The organism is Streptomyces sp. SID12501 (assembly GCF_010550245.1).
Lineage (GTDB): Bacteria > Actinomycetota > Actinomycetes > Streptomycetales > Streptomycetaceae > Streptomyces.
On sequence record NZ_JAAGLU010000022.1, the window covers coordinates 91,388 to 109,547 of the forward strand.

Annotated in this window: 15 protein-coding genes; 6 read left to right on the top strand and 9 right to left on the bottom strand. The window is 71.3% G+C overall.

Annotation, left to right across the window (positions count from 1 at the left end; all coding sequences use genetic code 11):
* Window positions 1-68: 68 nt before the first annotated feature.
* From G3I71_RS25975 to G3I71_RS25985, 3 genes are all read right to left on the bottom strand, one after another.
* Complete coding sequence (locus G3I71_RS25975) at window positions 69-1,799, bottom strand: sulfite exporter TauE/SafE family protein (RefSeq protein WP_164317831.1); 1,731 nt, start codon at window positions 1,797-1,799, stop codon at window positions 69-71.
* On the bottom strand, window positions 1,796-3,793 hold the full coding sequence (locus G3I71_RS25980) for a hypothetical protein (RefSeq protein ID WP_164317833.1): 1,998 nt from the start codon (window positions 3,791-3,793) through the stop codon (window positions 1,796-1,798). Before G3I71_RS25980 ends, G3I71_RS25975 begins: the two co-directional genes overlap by 4 nt.
* A 155-nt stretch (window positions 3,794-3,948) precedes the next feature.
* A complete protein-coding gene (locus tag G3I71_RS25985) occupies window positions 3,949-5,487 on the bottom strand; it encodes a DUF4331 domain-containing protein (protein WP_203731386.1) in 1,539 nt (512 codons plus the stop codon).
* Between the two features lie 236 nt (window positions 5,488-5,723).
* Between G3I71_RS25985 and G3I71_RS25990 the strand changes: the two genes are divergently transcribed.
* From G3I71_RS25990 to G3I71_RS26000, 3 genes are all read left to right on the top strand, one after another.
* Window positions 5,724-6,266, top strand: a complete 543-nt coding sequence (locus G3I71_RS25990; protein WP_164317835.1) for a sigma-70 family RNA polymerase sigma factor — start codon at window positions 5,724-5,726, stop codon at window positions 6,264-6,266.
* Entirely contained in the window at window positions 6,263-7,114 is an 852-nt protein-coding gene (locus G3I71_RS25995) for an anti-sigma factor (protein WP_164317838.1), read from the top strand. The genes G3I71_RS25990 and G3I71_RS25995 overlap by 4 nt, the downstream gene beginning before the upstream one ends.
* 115 nt (window positions 7,115-7,229) lie before the next feature.
* Window positions 7,230-7,499 (top strand): hypothetical protein, encoded by a 270-nt coding sequence (locus G3I71_RS26000; RefSeq protein WP_164317840.1) that lies wholly within the window; start codon window positions 7,230-7,232, stop codon window positions 7,497-7,499.
* A 96-nt stretch (window positions 7,500-7,595) separates the two neighbouring features.
* Here G3I71_RS26000 and G3I71_RS26005 read toward each other — a convergent pair whose 3' ends face one another.
* The 3 genes from G3I71_RS26005 to G3I71_RS26015 form a co-directional block, all read right to left on the bottom strand.
* Window positions 7,596-8,798 (bottom strand): CaiB/BaiF CoA-transferase family protein, encoded by a 1,203-nt coding sequence (locus G3I71_RS26005; protein ID WP_203731388.1) that lies wholly within the window; start codon window positions 8,796-8,798, stop codon window positions 7,596-7,598.
* Window positions 8,799-9,010: 212 nt separating this feature from the next.
* On the bottom strand, window positions 9,011-9,763 hold the full coding sequence (locus G3I71_RS26010; RefSeq protein ID WP_203731429.1) for an ABC transporter permease: 753 nt from the start codon (window positions 9,761-9,763) through the stop codon (window positions 9,011-9,013).
* Window positions 9,764-9,810: 47 nt separating this feature from the next.
* Window positions 9,811-10,755, bottom strand: a complete 945-nt coding sequence (locus G3I71_RS26015) for an ATP-binding cassette domain-containing protein (RefSeq protein WP_164317844.1) — start codon at window positions 10,753-10,755, stop codon at window positions 9,811-9,813.
* Between the two features lie 64 nt (window positions 10,756-10,819).
* Here G3I71_RS26015 and G3I71_RS26020 point away from each other — a divergent pair, with 64 nt between their 5' ends.
* A complete protein-coding gene (locus G3I71_RS26020; RefSeq protein WP_164317846.1) occupies window positions 10,820-11,533 on the top strand; it encodes a TetR/AcrR family transcriptional regulator in 714 nt (237 codons plus the stop codon).
* Between the two features lie 94 nt (window positions 11,534-11,627).
* On the opposite strand, the gene G3I71_RS26025 is transcribed toward G3I71_RS26020, so the two are convergent.
* The 3 genes from G3I71_RS26025 to hmgA are packed head-to-tail and all read right to left on the bottom strand — an operon-like array spanning window position 11,628 to window position 14,924.
* Window positions 11,628-12,803 carry a type ISP restriction/modification enzyme gene (locus tag G3I71_RS26025; RefSeq protein WP_164317848.1) on the bottom strand — a complete coding sequence of 392 codons (1,176 nt, stop codon included), beginning with the start codon at window positions 12,801-12,803 and terminating at the stop codon, window positions 11,628-11,630.
* A gap of 27 nt (window positions 12,804-12,830) precedes the next feature.
* Window positions 12,831-13,580, bottom strand: a complete 750-nt coding sequence (locus G3I71_RS26030) for a GntR family transcriptional regulator (RefSeq protein WP_164317850.1) — start codon at window positions 13,578-13,580, stop codon at window positions 12,831-12,833.
* Window positions 13,581-13,607: 27 nt separating this feature from the next.
* Window positions 13,608-14,924, bottom strand: coding sequence for a homogentisate 1,2-dioxygenase (gene hmgA / locus G3I71_RS26035; protein WP_164317852.1), 1,317 nt, complete (start codon window positions 14,922-14,924; stop codon window positions 13,608-13,610).
* Between the two features lie 117 nt (window positions 14,925-15,041).
* On the opposite strand from hmgA, the gene G3I71_RS26040 reads away from it, so the two are divergent.
* On the top strand, window positions 15,042-15,659 hold the full coding sequence (locus G3I71_RS26040) for a TetR/AcrR family transcriptional regulator (RefSeq protein WP_164317963.1): 618 nt from the start codon (window positions 15,042-15,044) through the stop codon (window positions 15,657-15,659).
* Between the two features lie 139 nt (window positions 15,660-15,798).
* Window positions 15,799-18,078 carry a molybdopterin oxidoreductase family protein gene (locus G3I71_RS26045; protein WP_164317854.1) on the top strand — a complete coding sequence of 760 codons (2,280 nt, stop codon included), beginning with the start codon at window positions 15,799-15,801 and terminating at the stop codon, window positions 18,076-18,078.
* Window positions 18,079-18,160: the final 82 nt, after the last annotated feature.

The window sequence follows — 18,160 nt, forward strand, 5'->3', positions numbered from 1 at the left end:
CGTTCACGGATTCGGTCTCATTGCACGCCGATTTTCTGCACTCCGCCTGATTTCTTCCCAAAAGTAGCTCAGCCGAGTGCGGATGCCGCCCCCTTGAGCACCAATCCGGCTCCCAGCGCGACAACGAGGAACGCGGACGCCAGCGGCGCGGTACGCCGGACGAACGCGAGCATCGGACCGCCGGCCAGCCCCGGACGCCGGTCCAGCAGCCGGTTGGCCCCGCTGCCCAGCCGTACGACGAGGAATCCGGCCCCGGTGAGGGTGAGCGCGAGCCCGACCCCGTACGCCAGCACGAGCAGGAACCCGAACCACGCCTTCCCCAGCGCGGCGGCCCCGACCAGCACGACCACGGCCGACGGACTCGGCACCAGCCCACCGGCGAACCCGAGCAGGATCGTGCCGCGCAGGGTGGGAGCGATGTCGTGCGTGTGGGTGAAGCCGCCGTGGGTGTGTTCGAGGGTGCTGCGGTCGTGCTTGTGCTTGCCGTCGTGGTGCTCGTGGGTGTGGCCGTGATCGTGCTCATGACCGTGGTCGTGCTGGTGGTCGTGGTCATGGTCGTGCACATGTGCGGGAGCTGCGGCGGGTGCGGGTGCGGGTGCGAGCGCGGTGTCCGAGTGCGCGTGGGTGTGCGATGCGTGGGCGAGGACCAGTTCGCGTTCCGGCGCCTTTTCGGCGGTGTGGGGGTGCTCGTGCCCGTGATCGTGGTCGTGCTGATGAGGGTGCGGCTGGGGAGTGAGGTGCGCGCGCTCGTGTACGCGCTGGCGCCAGGCCCGCCGTGTGAGGGTCAGGCCCGCCCCCGTCACCAGCACACCGCTCGCCACGCCCAGCCAGGCGATCACCGAGGGCGCCGCCGCCGAACCGGCCGTCACCAGCAGGCCCAGGGCGACCACGCCAAGCGTGTGGGTGACCGTCACCGAGGCCGCCAGCGGCATGACGTCGCGCAGACGGGCCTTGCCGCCCCGGGCGGCTGCCGTGGCCGCCATCAGGGTCTTGCCGTGGCCCGGGGCGAGCGCGTGCATCGCGCCGAGGAAGATCGCGATGACCAGGGCCAGTGCGGCGAAACCGACCGTGAGGTCGTGCCGGGCCACCAGGGAGTCCAGCGCGCGGGTCCACCGGTCCGCGCCGCGCGGCAGCACGGAGGACGCCGGTGCCGCCTCCTCGCCGCTCTCGACCAGGGCCGGGCCGCCCGGGCTCACCTGGACGGCGGCCGTCGCGGTGTCGGCCGGCGAGGAGAGCAACTCCTGTGGATAGCTGGTCAGTTCACCCGAGACCGACTTCTGCGGCACGTCGGACTCGGCGAGCGTCATCCGGTCACCGCGTGCGGTGATCTCCCGCCAGCCGGGGCCCGACTCGATGCCCGCACTGTGGAAGCCGAGGGCGACGGTGTCCCCTTCGGCGACCTCGGGGAGAGCGGCCGTGAGCTCGCACTCCACGCGCAGGGTGTCGAGGCCGGCCTGACCGGGCCGCGTGCTTGCCTTGGCGCTGCCGACGGAGAGTGCGACCCTACGGCCCGCGACGGTGACCTTGCTGCCCTGCGCCGCGGTCGCGCATCGCTGTGCGGCCCAGTCGGTCAGGCCCAGCTTCTCGATGTCGGGCTTGGCCTGGGTGGCCGGGATCTCGGCGAGGTCCTCGACATGGGCGACCCGGAGCTGCCCGGGGGCGACGACGAGACCGTCGTACCGGTTGACGGTGAAGTTGCCGAGCGGATGCGCGCTCGCGGCCGAGGCGGGAACCAGTACGAGCGCGCAGGCGGCCGTGAACACGGCGGCACCGGCGGCGGCCGAACGACGGGGCTTCACTTCGCCGCCTCCAGGGACTTGAGAGCCGTACGGGCCTTGCGGGCGCCCAACGGGGAGAAACCGGGGTTGAGTTCGAGGGCGGCGGAGAGCGAGGCGCGGGCTTCCTTCGGGTGGCCCGTGGCCTGCTCGATCATGCCGCGGTGGTAGATGAAGGAGGCGTTGCGGTAGCCGGTCGCGGTGGCGCGGCGGGCGTACGGGAGCGCTTCCTCGTCCTGGCCGTTGACGTGCAGTGCCCACGCGAGGGCGTCGGCCGTGTGCACGGTCTCACGGCGGTCCCACTCGGCGCGGGCCGCGCGCAGCGCCGACTTCCGGTCGCCGTGGTCGGCGGCGGCCAGCGCGGTGTCCAGGTCGGCGTTGACGCCGTTGGCGCGGGCGATGGCCGTCCAGGCGTTGACGAGCGCGTACTGGTCGCGGGCCTTGGCCAGGTCGCCCTCGCCGCCCCGGACTTCGTACAGCTCGCCGAGTTCGACGAGCGGACCGGGCAGCGGATAGCGGGAGACGACGTCCTCCATGCCCAGAATCGCCCCGGCCCGGTCGCCGTCGGCGAACTGGGCGCGGGCGCGGCCCTCGAGCGCCGGAAGGTAGTTGTCGTCGGCGGCGAGGGCGCGGGCGTAGTGCTCCAGGGCGGACTTGTACTCGCCCTGGCTCCAGGCGAGTTGCCCCAGCGCCGTGGACACGTACGCGATGTCCCCGCGGGACGTGGCGGAGTCGAGCGCCTGCTCCAGCACACGCCGGGCGCTGCTGACCTCGCCGCGCAGCTCACGCACGTACGCGTACCGGGTGAAGACAGGCACCCCGGGCCGCTTGGCGTCGGCCTCGTCGGTGGCCTTCAACGCCTCGTCGTAGCGCCCGAGTTCGACCAGAGCGTCGATACGGGTGGACAGGGCGCGCTCGCTGTAGGGGTTCTGCGCGAGGGCCTGGTCCGAGTACTTGAGGGCGCCGGGAAAGGCATGGCGGGCGGCGGCGAGGGCGGCGCGCCCGGCGAGAGCGGGGTCGTTGTCGGGCTCCAGCTCGAGTGACCGGTTCAGGGCCTGCTGGGCCTGCGGATACCGGGAGGGGTCGCCCTTGGTGCGGGCCTGCTCGACATACGCGAGCCCGAGAGTGGCCCAGCTGCCGAAGTCCTTGGGCTGCGCCCGGAGATGGGCCTGCAGAGAGGCGATACTCGCGCCGATGTCCCCACTCGCGAGCAGCGCGGGAGACATCGCGGCCGGCGCCGAGGCGACAGTGGTGGCCCCGCCCCCGTCCCGAACAGCGCCCAGCACCACGGCCCCGGCGGTGAACGCCACCGCCAACGCAGCCGCACAGGCCCCGAGTTGCACGGCCCGCCACCGCCGCGACGACTCCCCGAGCCGCCGGACCGCGGTGACCCGCTCGTCGGGGCCGGACAGGTCGGAGGCGGGGGAGTGGGTGCCGGGGGCGGCGGGGGACGACCGGTCGGGGGAGACATCCGGCGCGTGCTCGGCAGCCATGCTGCCCGCGCCGGCGCCCTCGGGCGAGCCTTCGGGGCTGGGAGCCGCACCTGCCTCGCGGGTGCTGGGGGCGAGGTGGGTTTCCGGCACCTTCCGGGTCCCCGGAGCGGCTTCGGCCGCCGGGGTCTCCCGACCGGCGCCGGACGCGGCGAGGACTCCGGAGTCGTGCTCGGAGCTGTTCGGCTCGGGGGCCGACGTGGTGCTCGGCGCGTGTGCGCGGCCGACGTCCGGCCCTGCCTTGCCTGCCTCGGCGGTGCCGGCCGGTTCGCCTGTGCCCGGCCCGGCCGTGTCCATGGGGACGCCGGCCGGCGCGGTGTTGCCCGGCCCGGCCAGGTCCGTCCCGCCCGGGACGGGCCGCGTCGCGTCGGCGTGTTGATCGGTGCCCCCGGCCTTCACCGTGCCGAGGATCCCGGCCGCCCCCGCCGTGTCGGCCGGCCGGCTGCCGAGCTCACGGCCCGGTCGCGTGAGTGGCGGCTGTGGCGCCTGCTCGCGGTCCGGTGCGTTGTCGTTCGTACGCGGGGGCATGCCCTCTCCTCAAGGTTCCTGGGCGGGTCATCTGCGGGGGAAGCGGGGGTCGACCGCCCGGGTGGGGCCGGGAGTCGACGGGAGTGCGGCGCGGCCCGCGCCGTGGGGATGGAAACGGGCCGCGCCAGTTGGTGGGGGTGAGGACGGAAAGCGGGTCAGTACGCCCGGTTCCCCATGTTCCGGCGCCACCACACGAAGCCGGCGGTGAGCAGCAGGAACCCGGCCGCACCGGCCGCCGCCGAACCGGCGATCAGCATGGTGTCGGTGCCACCGGAGGTGCCGGCGGGCTGCAGCGCGTCACCGAGCTGGCTGCGGACGTCGTTGGTGCCGGTCGTGCCCTTGGCGAGCGGGCCGCGCGAACCCTCGGTCGGCAGAGCCACGTACGGGAAGTACTTCTCGAAGCTCTTGTCGTTCTTGTCGACCGCGTCACCGAGGTCGTTCTTCGCGCCGACCAGCTCACCCTCGACGACCTGGAGCGAGGCGTCGATCACGTCGTCCGTCAGACGACGGCCGTTCGGGAAGCCCGCGTTGTCACCGTCGAGGACACCGAGACGCTTGGGGTGCGCGGACGGGGCGATCGAGGTGTTGAGACGCAGTTCCTCGGCCGGAGTCACGTACGGCGGCTGGTTGAGACCCTTCACACCCTTGAGGAAGACGTCCACCAGGTCGTTGCGCGGCTCCTTGGGCGCCGGGATCTTGTAGATCGCCTCGATGAGCTTCGGCAGCTCGGGGTTGGTCACGTTCTTCAGGAACTGGGCGTCCTCCCACGGCGAGGACGCGTTGAACTTGTCCTTGTCCTTGATGGGGTTGACGACCTCGTTGACCAGCGGCATGCCCAGCCGCGAGACCTGCGCGTAGTAGCCGCTGGCGTTCTTGCGCTGGGTCGTCGACCAGATACCGACGATCGGCTGCTTCGACGACTCCGTGATCATGTGCGTCGGCACCTGGAGCGCGATCGAGTTGACGTTGTAGCCCTTGAGCGTGTCGTTGCCGACCTCGGAGAGGTTCCCGCCGTACAGCAGGTCGAAGACGCGCAGGTCCAGGAAGAACGGGTCGTCGGCCTGCCCGGCGAACGTCGTCGAACCGTTCGTCAGCTTGTGGATGGCCTGGTCGCGCAGCTTCTTGTAGTTCGGCATCGACGCCTTGCCCACGTTCGACGGGGCGACCGGAACGTCGTCGGCGATCTTCGTCTTCGACTTGACGCGCTGGTTCTTGAGCTTGATCAGCTCTATGTCGTACGTCTGCGTGATGTTGAGGTCGGGGTCGTACAGGCTGTCGACCGCACCCGTGTTGTACAGGAACGTCTTCTTGTTCTTCACGTGTGTCTTGAAGGTGTAGCGGAACAGGAGGTCGCCCTGCGCGTCACCGTCGTTGTCGATGTGGAGGTCGTACTGGGCGTCCTCGGCGAACTGGTAGAAGTTCGGGCCGCCGGCCGGCTCCTCGAACGGGATCCAGTTCGCGACGATCGTCGTCGTGTCCTTCTTGTCCGGGCTCACGAACGCGTACACGTCCGTGTTGTCGTACTGCGGTGTGCCGGAGATCAGCGGAGCCTCGCGGTGGCTGGAGGCGGATGCCGTACCCGGTACGAGCGCGGTGACGCCGGCGGCTGCGAGCCCACCGGCGGCCAGCGCACCACAAATGAGGGTCGCGATGCTCCTGCGCCGCGAGCCGCCCTTGGAGATGGTTGTCGTCATACCGTCCGTCCTCACCGTGTCAACTTGCCTGACGACGAGGATTCGGAGCCCTCCCCGATGCGGATTGGTCGAACCTGAAAACTTTCTTGAAAACGTTTGGGCGGCGACCGGCCCGCGTTCCGGGCCCGCAGATCCGTACCCATCCGGACGCGGGTTCGCTTCGAATGCCTAAGGTGACGGTGACAAGCGTGATGGAGCGGGGAGGGGCCGTGTGCGGCCATAGAGAGGGGACGCGGGTGGGAGCGGACGAGCTTCTGGTTCTCGTGGCCGGGGGAGACCAGAAGGCCTTCGAGGAGCTGTACGGGATCGTGTCGGGGCCGGTGTTCGGTCTGGTGCGGCGCGTGGTGCGGGACCCGGCGCAGTCGGAGGAGGTGTCCCAGGAGGTCCTGCTCGAACTCTGGCGCTCCTCACCCCGGTTCGACCCCAGGAAGGGCAGCGCCCTGTCCTGGATACTCACGCTCGCGCACCGCCGGGCCGTCGACCGGGTGCGCAGCGCCCGCGCGGCCGGCGAGCGCGAGCAGCGCGACGCCGAACGCTCCCACCGTCCCGCCTTCGACCATGTGGCCGAGGAGGTCGAGGCCGGGCTCGAACGAGAATGGGTGCGCCACTGTCTGGACCGGCTGACCACCCTGCAACGCCAGTCGGTCACCCTCGCCTACTACGACGGCTACACATACCGTGAAGTGGCGGAGCGGCTCTCGCTCCCGCTGGGCACGGTGAAGACACGGATGCGCGACGGACTGACCCGGCTGCGCGAATGCCTGGGAGGTGTCGCATGAGCGTGCTCGGCAGACTGTTCCGCCGCGAGGATCTCCATTCGCTCGCCGCCCCCTACGCCCTCGACGCCCTGGATCCCGACGAGCGGCGCCGCTTCGACAAGCACCTGGCCCGCTGCGACGCCTGTACCGCCGAGGTGCGCCTGCTGTCCGAGGACACGGTCAGGCTGGCCTGGTCCATAGCCGCGCCGCCCCCGTTCGCCATGCGCGACCGGGTCCTGTCCGCCGTACACGCGACTCCGCAGGAGTTCCCGGGCCAGTCCCCGGTGCGCGCCCCCGGCCGCTCCGCCGAAGCGCCCCGCAGGCGGAGCCATCAGCTGCCGGGGCACGTGTGGGGCACCGAACCGCTGCCGCCGGTCCGCCGTGCGCCCCGCATGCGCCCCATGTTCGCCCCGCTGGCCACACTCACGGCGGCGGCCGCGCTCGTCGTCGCCGCGCTGTTCGCCGTGCAGAACACGCAGACCCAGGACAAGCTGGACACCGCGCAGGCCCAGGCACGTGAGATTGCCGACGTTCTGTCAGCTCCCGACGCGCGGGCGACCGCCGACAGGGACGCGAAGGGCCAGGGAATCACCGCGATCGCCTCCGCTTCCGAGGGGAGCGCCGTGGTGACCCTCAGTGGGTACGGGGAGTTGCCGAGCGACAGCGTGCGCCAACTGTGGCTCATGCGCCCTGATGTGCAACCGCGCTCCCTGGGACTCTTCAAGGGCGACACGCCCTTGGTGGCGACGGGTCTCGACAAGTCGGCCACATCACTCGCTGTGACCGTCGAACCGGACGGGGGCTCGGAGCAGCCCACCAGTGCACCAGTTGTCCAACTCGCCCTGGAATCGGTTGGATTCGGAGAGTAATCGTCAACACCCTTGTGGGGAAGGTGAATCCTGTGACCGAGATACACGAGTGCCCCGGGGGAGCGATAGGGTTAACCTGCCCGGGCCGGGTGGACTTGTACGGGTGGGGAGTGACATGGAACAGATAACGATGCACAGCAGGGCACGTGTCCCTGCGATCACGTGCGGGAGCAATGCGACCAAGGCGCGTCTCGACCGCCATCTCTCGGTGCTGTCGGGACCCGCCGTCCCTCAGCGCGAGACGGCGGAGGCGACCTTGTTGATGCGCGAACTCACCTCACGGGACACCGTGAAGCAGCGCAGCGACCTCGGCACGCGTGTCAGCAGGCTCTCGCTCTTCGCCCCGCTGCGCCGTCTGAGCCGCACCCTTTTCGGCGGGCGCTGAGCGGACCGTATCGGCGTCCCGGCGCCGTCCGTGGTTCACCGGGTCACCGACTCCGTCCACCGTCCGGTCGCTCGTCCAGTTGTTCCATGCCCGCGCTCAGGCGGCCACACCGTCCCGGCGCAGCGCTGCGATCTCCTCGCCCGTCATCCCCACGGCACGCAGCAGCGCCTCGGTGTGCTCCCCGAGCGCGGGCACATCACCCATCCGCGCCTCGACCCCGCCCGGCAGCGTGATCGGGGGCAGCAGCGCCCGCAACGGCCCCACCGGCGAACCCACCTCCCGCCACCGGTCCCGCGCCGCGAACTGCGGATGTTCCGCCACCTCCTGTACGTCCCTCAGCCGCGCGCACGCGATCCCGGCCCCCTCCAGCCGCGCCAGGGCCTCGTCGACATCCAGCTCACCGAGGGCCGCGGCCACGAGAGCGTCGGTCCGCCCCCGGTTCCCGACCCGCGCCGCGTTCGTCGCGTACGCCGGATCGGACCCCAACTCGGGCCGCCCCAGCACCTGTTCGGCCAGCCTTCGCCACTCCCGGTCGTTCTGCACCGACAGCAGCACCCGGCCGCCGCCCGCCGTCGCGTAGGCGTCGTACGGGGCGATGACGGCGTGCGCGAGGCCGGTGCGCGCCGGGGGAGTGCCGTCGTGCATCGCATGGTGGAGGGGGTGTCCCATCCACTCGGCCAGCGCGTCCAGCATCGACACCTCCACCGGCCCGCCCCGCCCGGTCACGCCCCGTCGTACGAGCGCCGCCAGCACCCCGGAGAACGCGTACATGCCGGCCGCGATGTCCGCCGCCGGAATCCCGGCTTTCACCGGCTGCTCGGGCGTCCCGGTCACCGACACCAGCCCGGCCTCGGACTGCACGAGCATGTCGTAGGCCCGCTTGTCTGCGTACGGCCCCGACGGCCCGTATCCCGAGATGTCCACGGCGATCAGCCGGGGGTGCGCGGCGCAGAGGGTGGCCGCGTCGAGGCCGAGGCGGGCGGCGGCGCCGTGGGCGAGGTTCTGTACGAACACGTCGGCGTCGGCGATCAGCCGCCGCACGACGGCGAGTCCGCGAGGATCCTTGACGTCGAGGGCGAGGGACTCCTTCCCGCGGTTGCACCACACGAAGTGCGAGGCGAGTCCGTGGGCGGCGGTGTCGTACGCGCGCGCGAAGTCGCCGCCGTCGACGCGTTCGACCTTGACGACCCGGGCGCCGAGATCGGCGAGCTGGCGGGTGGCGAAAGGGGCGGCGACGGCTTGTTCGAGGGCGATGACTGTGAGGCCGGTGAGAGGGAGGGGTTCCATGCGCGGGATCATGTCGGGTTTTCGCCCCCGCCGCCCCTACCCGTCCCATCCTGTCCCTGGGGGCTGCGCCCCCAGCCCCCCTTCGCGCTGAACCCGCTCGTCCTCAAACGCCGGACGGGCTGACTATCCAGCCCCTCCGGCGTTTGAGGAGCGGGGTCTGGGGCGGAGCCCCAGAAGGATGGGACGGGTAGGGGCGGCGGGGGCGGGAACAACGACCCGAACGGTCAGCCCTCGCCGTCCGCGTACCGACGTACGGCAAGCGGCAGGAACACCGCGATCAGCACCCCGCACCACGCCAGCGACCCCGCGACAGGGTGGACGACCGGCCACGCTCCGTCCGCCGGGACCGGAGCGTTGCCGAACAGACTCCGCATCGCCGTCGTGACCGCGCTGATCGGGTTCCACTCGGCCAGTGTCCGCAACCAGCCCGGCAGACCGTCCGTCGGGATGTACGCGTTCGACAGCAGCGGCAGGATGAAGGTCGCCCCGCCCAGCTGTCCGGCCGCCTCCTCGCTCCGGGACAGCAGCCCGAGGTAGATCCCGATCCACGTCGTGGCGAACCGGAAGAGCAGCAACAGCCCTACCGCACCTGCCGCCCGCAGTGCGGACCCCTCGACGCGCCACCCCACCGCGAGCCCGACGAGGAGCAGGGGCACCGTCCCCGCGGCGGTCACCACGAGGTCGGCGAGAGCCTGCCCCAGCGGTACGGCGGCCCGGCTGATCGGCAACGTACGCAGCCGGTCGGTCACGCCCCGGTGGGTGTCCTGGGCCGCCTGGAACATCCCGGTCATGATGCCGTTGGCGGCGGTCGCCACCAGCAACCCCGGCACCAGGAAGGCGCGGTAGTCGTCCCCGGGCATCGCGAGGGCGCTGCCGAAGACGTACCCGAAGAACAGCAGCATCGTGACCGGCATGGACTGGGTGAGGATCAGCAGCCCCGGGTTGTGCCGCAGCCGCCGCAGATGTCGGCCCAGCATGGCCGTACCGTCGTATGCCAGAGCGGACGTCGCGGATGTCAACGTGCTCACGCGGCAAGCTCCTTACGTTCCGTCAGCCGGAGAAACACGTCGTCGAGGGTCGGCGGGCGCAGGCTCACGTCGAGCAACGCGACGCCCGCGGCGTCGAGTTCGCGCACCAGCCGGGGAAGGGTGACTGTCGGGTCGGTGGTGACCGCGCCGACGGTGAGGCGGTCCCGGTCCAACGCGGGTTCGGAACCGGTGAGTCGGTCGAGGATCCCGGCCGCGCCAAGCAGCGCGCCGGCGTCGGCGACCACGACCTCGGCGTACGAGCCGATGAGCGCCTTGAGTTGGGCCGGCGATCCGGTGTGGGCGACCCGTCCGTGCTCCACGAGGGCGATCTCGTCGGCGAGTTGGTCGGCCTCCTCCAGGTACTGGGTGGTCAGGAGGACCGTTGTGCCCTCGTTCTTCAGCCCGCGCACGGCCGCCCAGATCTGGTTGCGGGCAGCGGGGTCGAGCCCGGTCGTCGGCTCGTCGAGGAAGAGCACCTCGGGCCGCTTCACCAGGCTCGCCGCGAGGTCGAGGCGGCGGCGCATCCCGCCCGAGTAGGTGGATGCGGGCCGGTCGGCGGCCTCCGTCAGCCCGAGGTGGTCGAGCAGCTCGTCGGCGCGCGCGACAGGCCCCCTGACCCGGTGCAGCCGGGCGAAGAGCCGTAGGTTCTCGCGGCCGGTGAGGTCCCCGTCGACCGACGTGTTCTGCCCGGTGACGCCGATCCGGCGCCGTACGGCAGCCCCCTCCCGCACGAGGTCGTGCCCCGCGACGCGGGCCGAACCCGCGTCGGGCCGCAGCAGCGTGGTGAGCAGCCGCACGGCCGTGGTCTTGCCCGCGCCGTTCGGCCCGAGCAGTCCGCACACGGACCCCTCGGCCACGGCCAGGTCCAGCCCGCGCACGGCATGGACCTTCCCGAAGGACTTCTCCAGTCCTTCACTAAGTACAGCGTACGTAGTGGTCATGGGGTGACCATAGCGCACTACGTACGCCGTACGTAACTATGATGGGTGGTCGAGGTGATGATCAATGGCCGGCCGAGCCGTCGTACCCGAAGTGATCTGGACCCGTCCCGAACGTGCGGGCCGGGGCCCGAAGGCCGCGTACAGCCGCGCGGACATCGCGGCTGCCGCGGTACGGATCGCGGACGCGGAGGGGCTCGACGCGGCCTCGATGCGGCACGTCGCGGCCGAACTCGGCTGCGGCACGATGTCGCTTTACAACTACGTCCCCCGAAAGGAGGACCTGTACGAGCTGATGGTTGACGCCATCAGCGGCGAGCACGAGCTGTGGGAGCCGTCGGGCGACTGGCGCGCGGACATGCTCCGGGTGGCCCACCAGACGCGCGCCCTCATGTACCGCCACCCCTGGCTGCCCCGGCTGATGTCCCCTGTCTACGGCTTCAGCCCCAACGCCCTGCGGTATCTCGAACACTGTCTGACCTGCCTCGACTCGTTCGATGCCACCTACGGCACGAAGTTCGAGCTGATCGCGATGCTCAACGGCCTGGTGACGACGTACGTCGGCAACGAGTTGGCGACGTACGAGCGGGCGCGGTCCCTGCCGTGGTCGGAGGAGCAGGAGAACGCGATGCGGATCGGGTATCTCGGGGGGCAGGTGGCGAGCGGGGCGTATCCGCGAATGGCGGCGGCGTTCATGGAGGACGCTGGGCCGATCGATCTGGCGGCCGTGTTCGAGCGGATGCTTCTGCGGTTGCTTGACGGGTTTGCGCCACGGCGGTGAGCTTTCGTTGCCGGACGCGGGCTGTGCGCGGCTGGTCGCGCGCACGCGGCGGAGCCGCACGATGTCACAGTCCCGTACCCCTGAAGCAGGTCGGTCAGAGGAGTGTGAACTGGCCTTCCGGGCCTTCCTCGTGGTGGTCCAGCACCGATGCCGGTCGGCGTGGCCTGTCGGGTACCGGGAGTACGCCCGCAGTCCGTAGCTCGCTCGCCGTGATCGGTTCCTTCATCGTCAACTCGGCCTGCTGTGGGCGTAGTTCCGCCATTAGTGCCAGTGCCGTGATCAGTTCCAGCAGCTCGGAGGTCCAGGACTGCGGCCAGGTCGCCGGCCGGATCGCCTCCAGGGTCCCGGGCTCGTCGGGACCGGACACCCGCACCGCCAGCCACTGCTCCAGCACCCGTACCCCGCCCGCCTCGAAGTCCCAGGCCTCGGGCGGTACCGGGGAGATCCGGCCCTCGTCGACCTGGAGGGTCTCCTCGGCCCGGTCGTAGTGGACGGTGAGCGGGCGGGAGGGCAACGGCGCCCGTACGTACGGGCGCCGTCCGCCGGGCAGCTTGGGTCGCTCTCCGTCCCGTCGCGTCAGCCGCAGCACCCGGCGGCCCAAATCGACGCCCCGGGACCAGAGTTCGGGGTCGGCGGTGAGCGGGACGGTGAGCCCCGGGCGTACGGCGACCAGGGTCCAGGCGAGCATGTCGAGCGGGTCGGGGCGATGGCCGAGCCGGTCGGTGAGGTGGTCCAACAGGCCCGGGGCCAGGTTGGGTTCGGTGCCGCCGGGGCGCCGGTAGAGCGGGCGGATCCGGCCCGGGCGGACCAGCGGCAGGAGGCCCGAGGCGAGCAGCAGGGGCCCGCCGGAGTCCGCCGGCGCGGTCGCCGCCTCGATGACGAAGACCTGCCGTTCGTCCGCCACCCGCCACAGCTCCGGACGCGCCGCGTCGATCAGCCGGTGGTCCGGGATCAGCCACTGCTCGTCGAAGGGCGCGCGGAGGACCCGTACCGGCTCCGCACAGGGGCCGGTGGCGCGGGCGAGCCTCTCCGTGCCGCCGTGCCGGCCGGGCAGCTGTCCGACCGCCGAGTGGGGGGTGCGTGAGCGCGTCGGCTCGAACAGGGCCTCGCGGTCCGGTCCTTCGGCCTTGAGGAGAGCGTCCCAGCGTGCCTTCAGGGATGCCGGGTCGGGGGCCGCCGGCCACCCCCGGCCCAGCCGTGGCGGTGCGACGGACCACGGCATGAGGTCCGCGAGCGGCGGAGCGTCGTCGTCGGGCGTCACGCTCGGCATCGTACGACGCCGCCTCCCTCCCCAGTCCTAGGTCGCGTCGAGAGTCACCGTGAAGGAGAAGCGGTCGCCGCGGTAGTGGATGACGGCGACGTCCAGGACCCGGCCCGTCCCGTCGTACGCGACACCCGTGTAGTGCAGGATCGGGCTGAGCAGCGGGACCCGGAGCAGCCGGGCCGTCTCCGGGTCCGCGAGGCGGGCCTGGACGGTGTCAGTGATCCGGCTGATGTCCGCGCCGACGACGTCCCGCAGCACCTTGGTCATCGGCCAGCGGAGCAGGTCCCGCCGGTCGATGCGCTCGGCGAGTTCCGGACGGACGTAGTTGCGGGCGTGGTTGGTCGGTTCGCCGGTCTCCTCGTCGCCGCGCAGCCGGTGGTACGTGGCCACCTCCACGAGATCCGGGAAGTACTCGGCGAGTTCGGTGGGCACGGGCGCGCTGCCGTGGCCGAGGAGGTCGGTGGTCATGCCGGACTGCTGCGCGACGATCGCGTCGACCGACCCCAGGAGCCGTACGGGAACGCCTCGTCGGGCGTCCGGCTCGATGAACGTGCCGCGCCTGCGGTGGCGGCTGATCAGCCCCTCGTCCTCCAGCTCCTTGAGCGCCTGCCGCATGGTCAGCACACTCACGCCGTAGTGCCCCGCCAACTGCTCCTCGGTGGGCAGCCGCAGCGGGTCCCGCGCCGAGCGGCCGAGGATCGAGGCGCGCAGGGACTGCGAAACCTGGTACCAGAGCGGCAGTTTGCGGTTCAGGACGATCGAGTCCGGCGCGAAGGAGGTCACGGAGGTATCCGTACCGGTCGGCAACGCTCAGTGCAACGGGCGGAAGTGCCGCTGGAGGCCCGACCACACGTCGTCGTACCCAGGTTGCAGATGCTCGGCCCGCGCCGCCTGTGCCGTCAGGGTCATCGGCCACCGTGTCTCGAACATGAACGCCAGCCCGTCGTCGATCCGTTGTGGCCGCAGCTCGGCCCCGCTCGCCCGGTCGAAGGTCTCCCGGTCGGGCCCGTGCGCGGACATCATGTTGTGCAGCGAGCCGCCCCCGGGCAGAAACCCTTCCGCCTTCGCGTCGTACGCGCCGTCGATCAGCCCCATGTACTCGCTCATCACGTTCCGGTGGAAGTACGGCGGCCGGAAGGTGTCCTCGCCCACCAGCCAGCGGGGTGCGAAGACGACGAAGTCGATGCCCGCGAGCCCCGGTGTGTCCGACGGCGACGTCAGTACCGTGAAGATCGACGGGTCCGGGTGGTCGTACGAGAGGCTGCCGAGGACGTTGAAACGGCGCAGGTCGTAGGCGTACGGGACATGGTTGCCGTGCCAGGCGACGACGTCGAGCGGGGAGTGGTCGTACACGGCCGTCCAGAGGTTGCCGCAGAACTTGTTGACCACCTCCACCGGACCCTCGACGTCCTCGTACGCGGCGACCGGTGCCCGGAAGTCCCGTGCGTTGGCAAGCCCGTTGGCGCCGATCGGGCCGAGGTCGGGGAGCCGGAAAGGGGTGCCGTAGTTCTCGCACACGTAACCCCGGGCGGTGGCGTCGAGCAGCTCCACCCGGAAGCGCACCCCGCGAGGGACGAGCGCGACATGGCCGGGCTCGACGAACAACTGCCCGAACTCGGTGCGCAGCAGCAGCCCGCCGGTCTCCGGGACGATCAGCAGCTCCCCGTCGGCGTCGCTGAACACCCGCTCCATCGAGGAGTCGGCGTGGTAGAGGTGCACGGCCATGCCGCTGCGCTGAGCGGCGTCGCCGTTGCCGCCGAGGGTCCACAGGCCCGCCAGGAAGTCCGTCCCGGCCGGGGGCTCGGGCAGCGGGTCCCAGCGCAGCCGGTTCGGATCGGGCACGGATTCCGTGAAGGGTGCCGTGCGGATCGAGCCCCCGCCGGTGGGTGTGAACGGGGGATGCGCGGCCGAGGGGCGGATGCGGTACAGCCAGGAGCGGCGGTTGTGGGCGCGGGGCTCGGTGAACGCCGTACCGCTGAGCTGCTCGGCGTACAGGCCGAGAGGAGCGCGCTGCGGCGAGTTGCGGCCCTCGGGTAGGGCGCCGGGGACGGCCTCCGAGCTGTGCTCATTGCCGAAACCGGTGAGGTACGCAAGCCCCTCGGCCGCCTTCCGTGCGTCCCCGCTCATCCGTGCTCCTCGCTCTCTGACGTTCATTCCTATGCTTCACCGTAGGATTCGGCGTTCGCGGGCGCAAGAGGGGGAAAGTCAGGGGGGAGGTTCACCGGATCGTCGTGGAACGGCATGATGAATCCTGTGCCCCAAGCGACCTCGCTACGTCGTGCGCCCGTACAGCGGCGCAGTGCCGAACGGCTGACCAGAATCCTCGACGCCTGCGCCGACCTTCTCGACGAGGTCGGCTACGACGCCCTGAGCACTCGGGCGGTGGCGATACGCGCCGGCGTCCCCATAGGCTCCGTGTACCGCTTCTTCGGCAACAAGCGCGCCATGGCGGACGCGCTGGCCCAGCGGAACCTGGAGCGGTACATCACGCGTGTCACCGAGCGCCTGGGGCAGCAGACCGGGGGCGGCTGGCGCGAGGCCATGGACGCCGTGCTCGACGAGTACCTGGCCATGAAACGGACCGCGCCGGGGTTCTCGCTCGTCGACTTCGGCAACCAGATCCCGGTCGGCAAACGCGACGCCGGACCCAACCACCGCGTCGCCGACACCCTCACCGCCCTCCTCTCCGGCGTCCTCGACCGCGAACCGGACGACGACCTGCGCCGTATGTTCCTGATCGCCGTCGAGACCGCCGACACCCTGGTCCACCTTGCCTTCCGGGTCGCCCCGGAGGGGGACGAGCGGATCATCGCGGAGGCGCGGGAGCTGCTGCGGGCGTATCTGGCGCGGGTGCTCGACTGAGGTTCCAGGCCAACTCGCCCGGCTCTCCCGGACCGGCCGAGGCGGGTGTGCGAAACCCCTCCCTTCCATCCGTACCGGTCGGTATGCTCGACTCCATCCGTGCGTCACCGTTGCCGCCACCCCCCATCCGGGAGGACCCGTGTCCAGCCCCACCGACTCCCGTACCGAATCCCGCGCCGAGTCCCGCACCGCCCTGCGTGTCTGCCCCCTGTGCGAGGCCACCTGCGGACTGACGCTCACCATCGAGAGCGGCCGGGTCACCGGGGCCCGTGGTGACCGCGACGACGTCTTCAGCCAGGGGTTCATCTGCCCCAAGGGCGCTTCCTTCGGAGCCCTCGACAGCGACCCCGACCGGCTGCGTACGCCCCTCGTGCGACGGGACGGCGAGTTGCGCGAGGCGAGCTGGGCGGAGGCCTTCGACGCCGTCGCCGCCGGCATCCGGGGCGCGGTCGAGCGGTACGGGCCGAACTCCGTCGGAGCCGTCTTCGGGAACCCGAACGTGCACACCATGGCCGGGGCGCTCTACCCGCCGGTCCTGCTCGCCGGTCTCGGCACCCGCAGCGTCTTCACCGCCTCCACGGTCGACCAGATGCCCAAGCACGTCTCCAGCGGGCTGCTCTACGGCGACGCCAACGCGATCCCCGTACCCGACCTCGACCACACCGACCATCTGCTGCTCATCGGCGCCAACCCTCTTGAGTCCAACGGGAGTCTGTGCACGGCACCCGACTTCCCCGGCAAGCTCAAGGCCCTCAGGGCGCGCGGCGGCACGCTCACGGTCATCGACCCGCGCCGCACCCGCACCGCCAAACTCGCCGACCGGCACATCGCGATCCGCCCCGGGACGGACGCCCTGCTGCTCGCCGCGATGACCCACGTCCTCTTCGACGAACACCTCGTCGACCTGGGAGAGTTGGCGCCGCACGTCCAAGGCGTCGACGAAGTGCAGGCGGCCGTACGGGACTTCACGCCCGAGGCCGTCGCCGAGGCCTGTGACGTGGACGCCGGCGCCATCCGTGCCCTCGCCCGTGAACTCGCCGCCGCGCCCACCGCCGCCGTCTACGGCCGTATGGGCAGTTGCACCGTCCTGCACGGCACCCTCGCCAGCTGGCTGGTCGACGTCCTCGACATCCTCACCGGCAACCTCGACCGGCCCGGCGGCGCCCTCTTCCCGCAGGCGGCGACGGACCGGACGCCCCGGCCGGCCGGACCCGGTCACGGGTTCACGCTGGGCCGCTGGCACTCGCGGGTCGGTCAACACCCGGAGGCGAAAGGCGAGTTGCCGCTCTCCGCGCTCGCCGAGGAGATCGACACCGCCACGGCCGAGGGCGAGCCGATCCACGCCCTCATCGTCGTCGCCGCCAACCCCGTCCTCTCCGCACCCGACGGCAACCGGCTCGACAGGGCGCTGGACTCGCTCGACTTCATGGTCAGCGTCGACCCCTACCTGAACGAGACCTCACGCCACGCGCACGTCGTGCTGCCCCCGCCCCCGCCCTCGCAGAGCCCGCACCACGACTTCGCCTTCAACACCCTCGCCGTCCGCAACCAGGTCCGCTACAACCGGCCCGCAGTCCCCCTGGAACCGGGACTGATGGCCGAGACCGAGATCCTCGCGCGGCTGATCCTGGCCGCGACCGGTATGCACGGTGCCGACCCCGCCGCCGTGGACGCCATGGTCATCGACCAGACCCTCGGCAAGGCCGTCAGGGAACCCCACTCCCCGGTCCACGGCCGCGATCCGCAGCAGCTCGCCAAGGAACTCGACGGCGACACCGGTCCCGAGCGCCGCCTCGACCTGATGCTGCGCCTGGGCCCGTACGGCGACGGCTTCGGCGTACGGCCGGACGGTCTGAGCCTCGCCGAAGTGCTCGCCCACCCGCACGGCATCGACCTCGGGCCGCTCCGGTCGCGTCTGCCGCAGCCGCTGAAGACACGCAGCGGGAAGATCGAACTGCTGCCGCAGCCCATCGCCGACGACCTGCCGCGCCTGCGCCAGGCCCTGCGTGAGCGCCCCGCCGGGATCGTGCTGATCGGGCGCCGGCATCTTCGCTCCAACAACAGCTGGATGCACAACATCCCCGCGCTCACCGGCGGCACCAACCGCTGCACCCTGCACATCCACCCCGAGGACGCCGCCCGCCTCGGCGTGCTCGACGGAGCCCCCGTGCGGATCAAGGGCGCCGGGGGAGAGGTGGTCGCCCCCGCCGAGATCACCGACGTCGTACGGCGCGGGGTCGTCAGCCTGCCCCACGGGTGGGGGCACGACCGGTCCGGGACCCGGCTCGCGCACGCCGCCGTCGACCCCGGTGTCAACGTCAACCAGCTCCTCGACGGCAGTCTTCTCGACCCGCTGTCGGGCAACGCCGTACTGAATGGTGTACCCATCGATCTCGCCCCAGCAGGCACAACGCTGTGACCTGGAGTTTTGCGCTTATTGCTCGCACGTCAACATCTTGTTAAGACTTGCGTGGCCGACCTAACGTCAACGCACTGCCGAC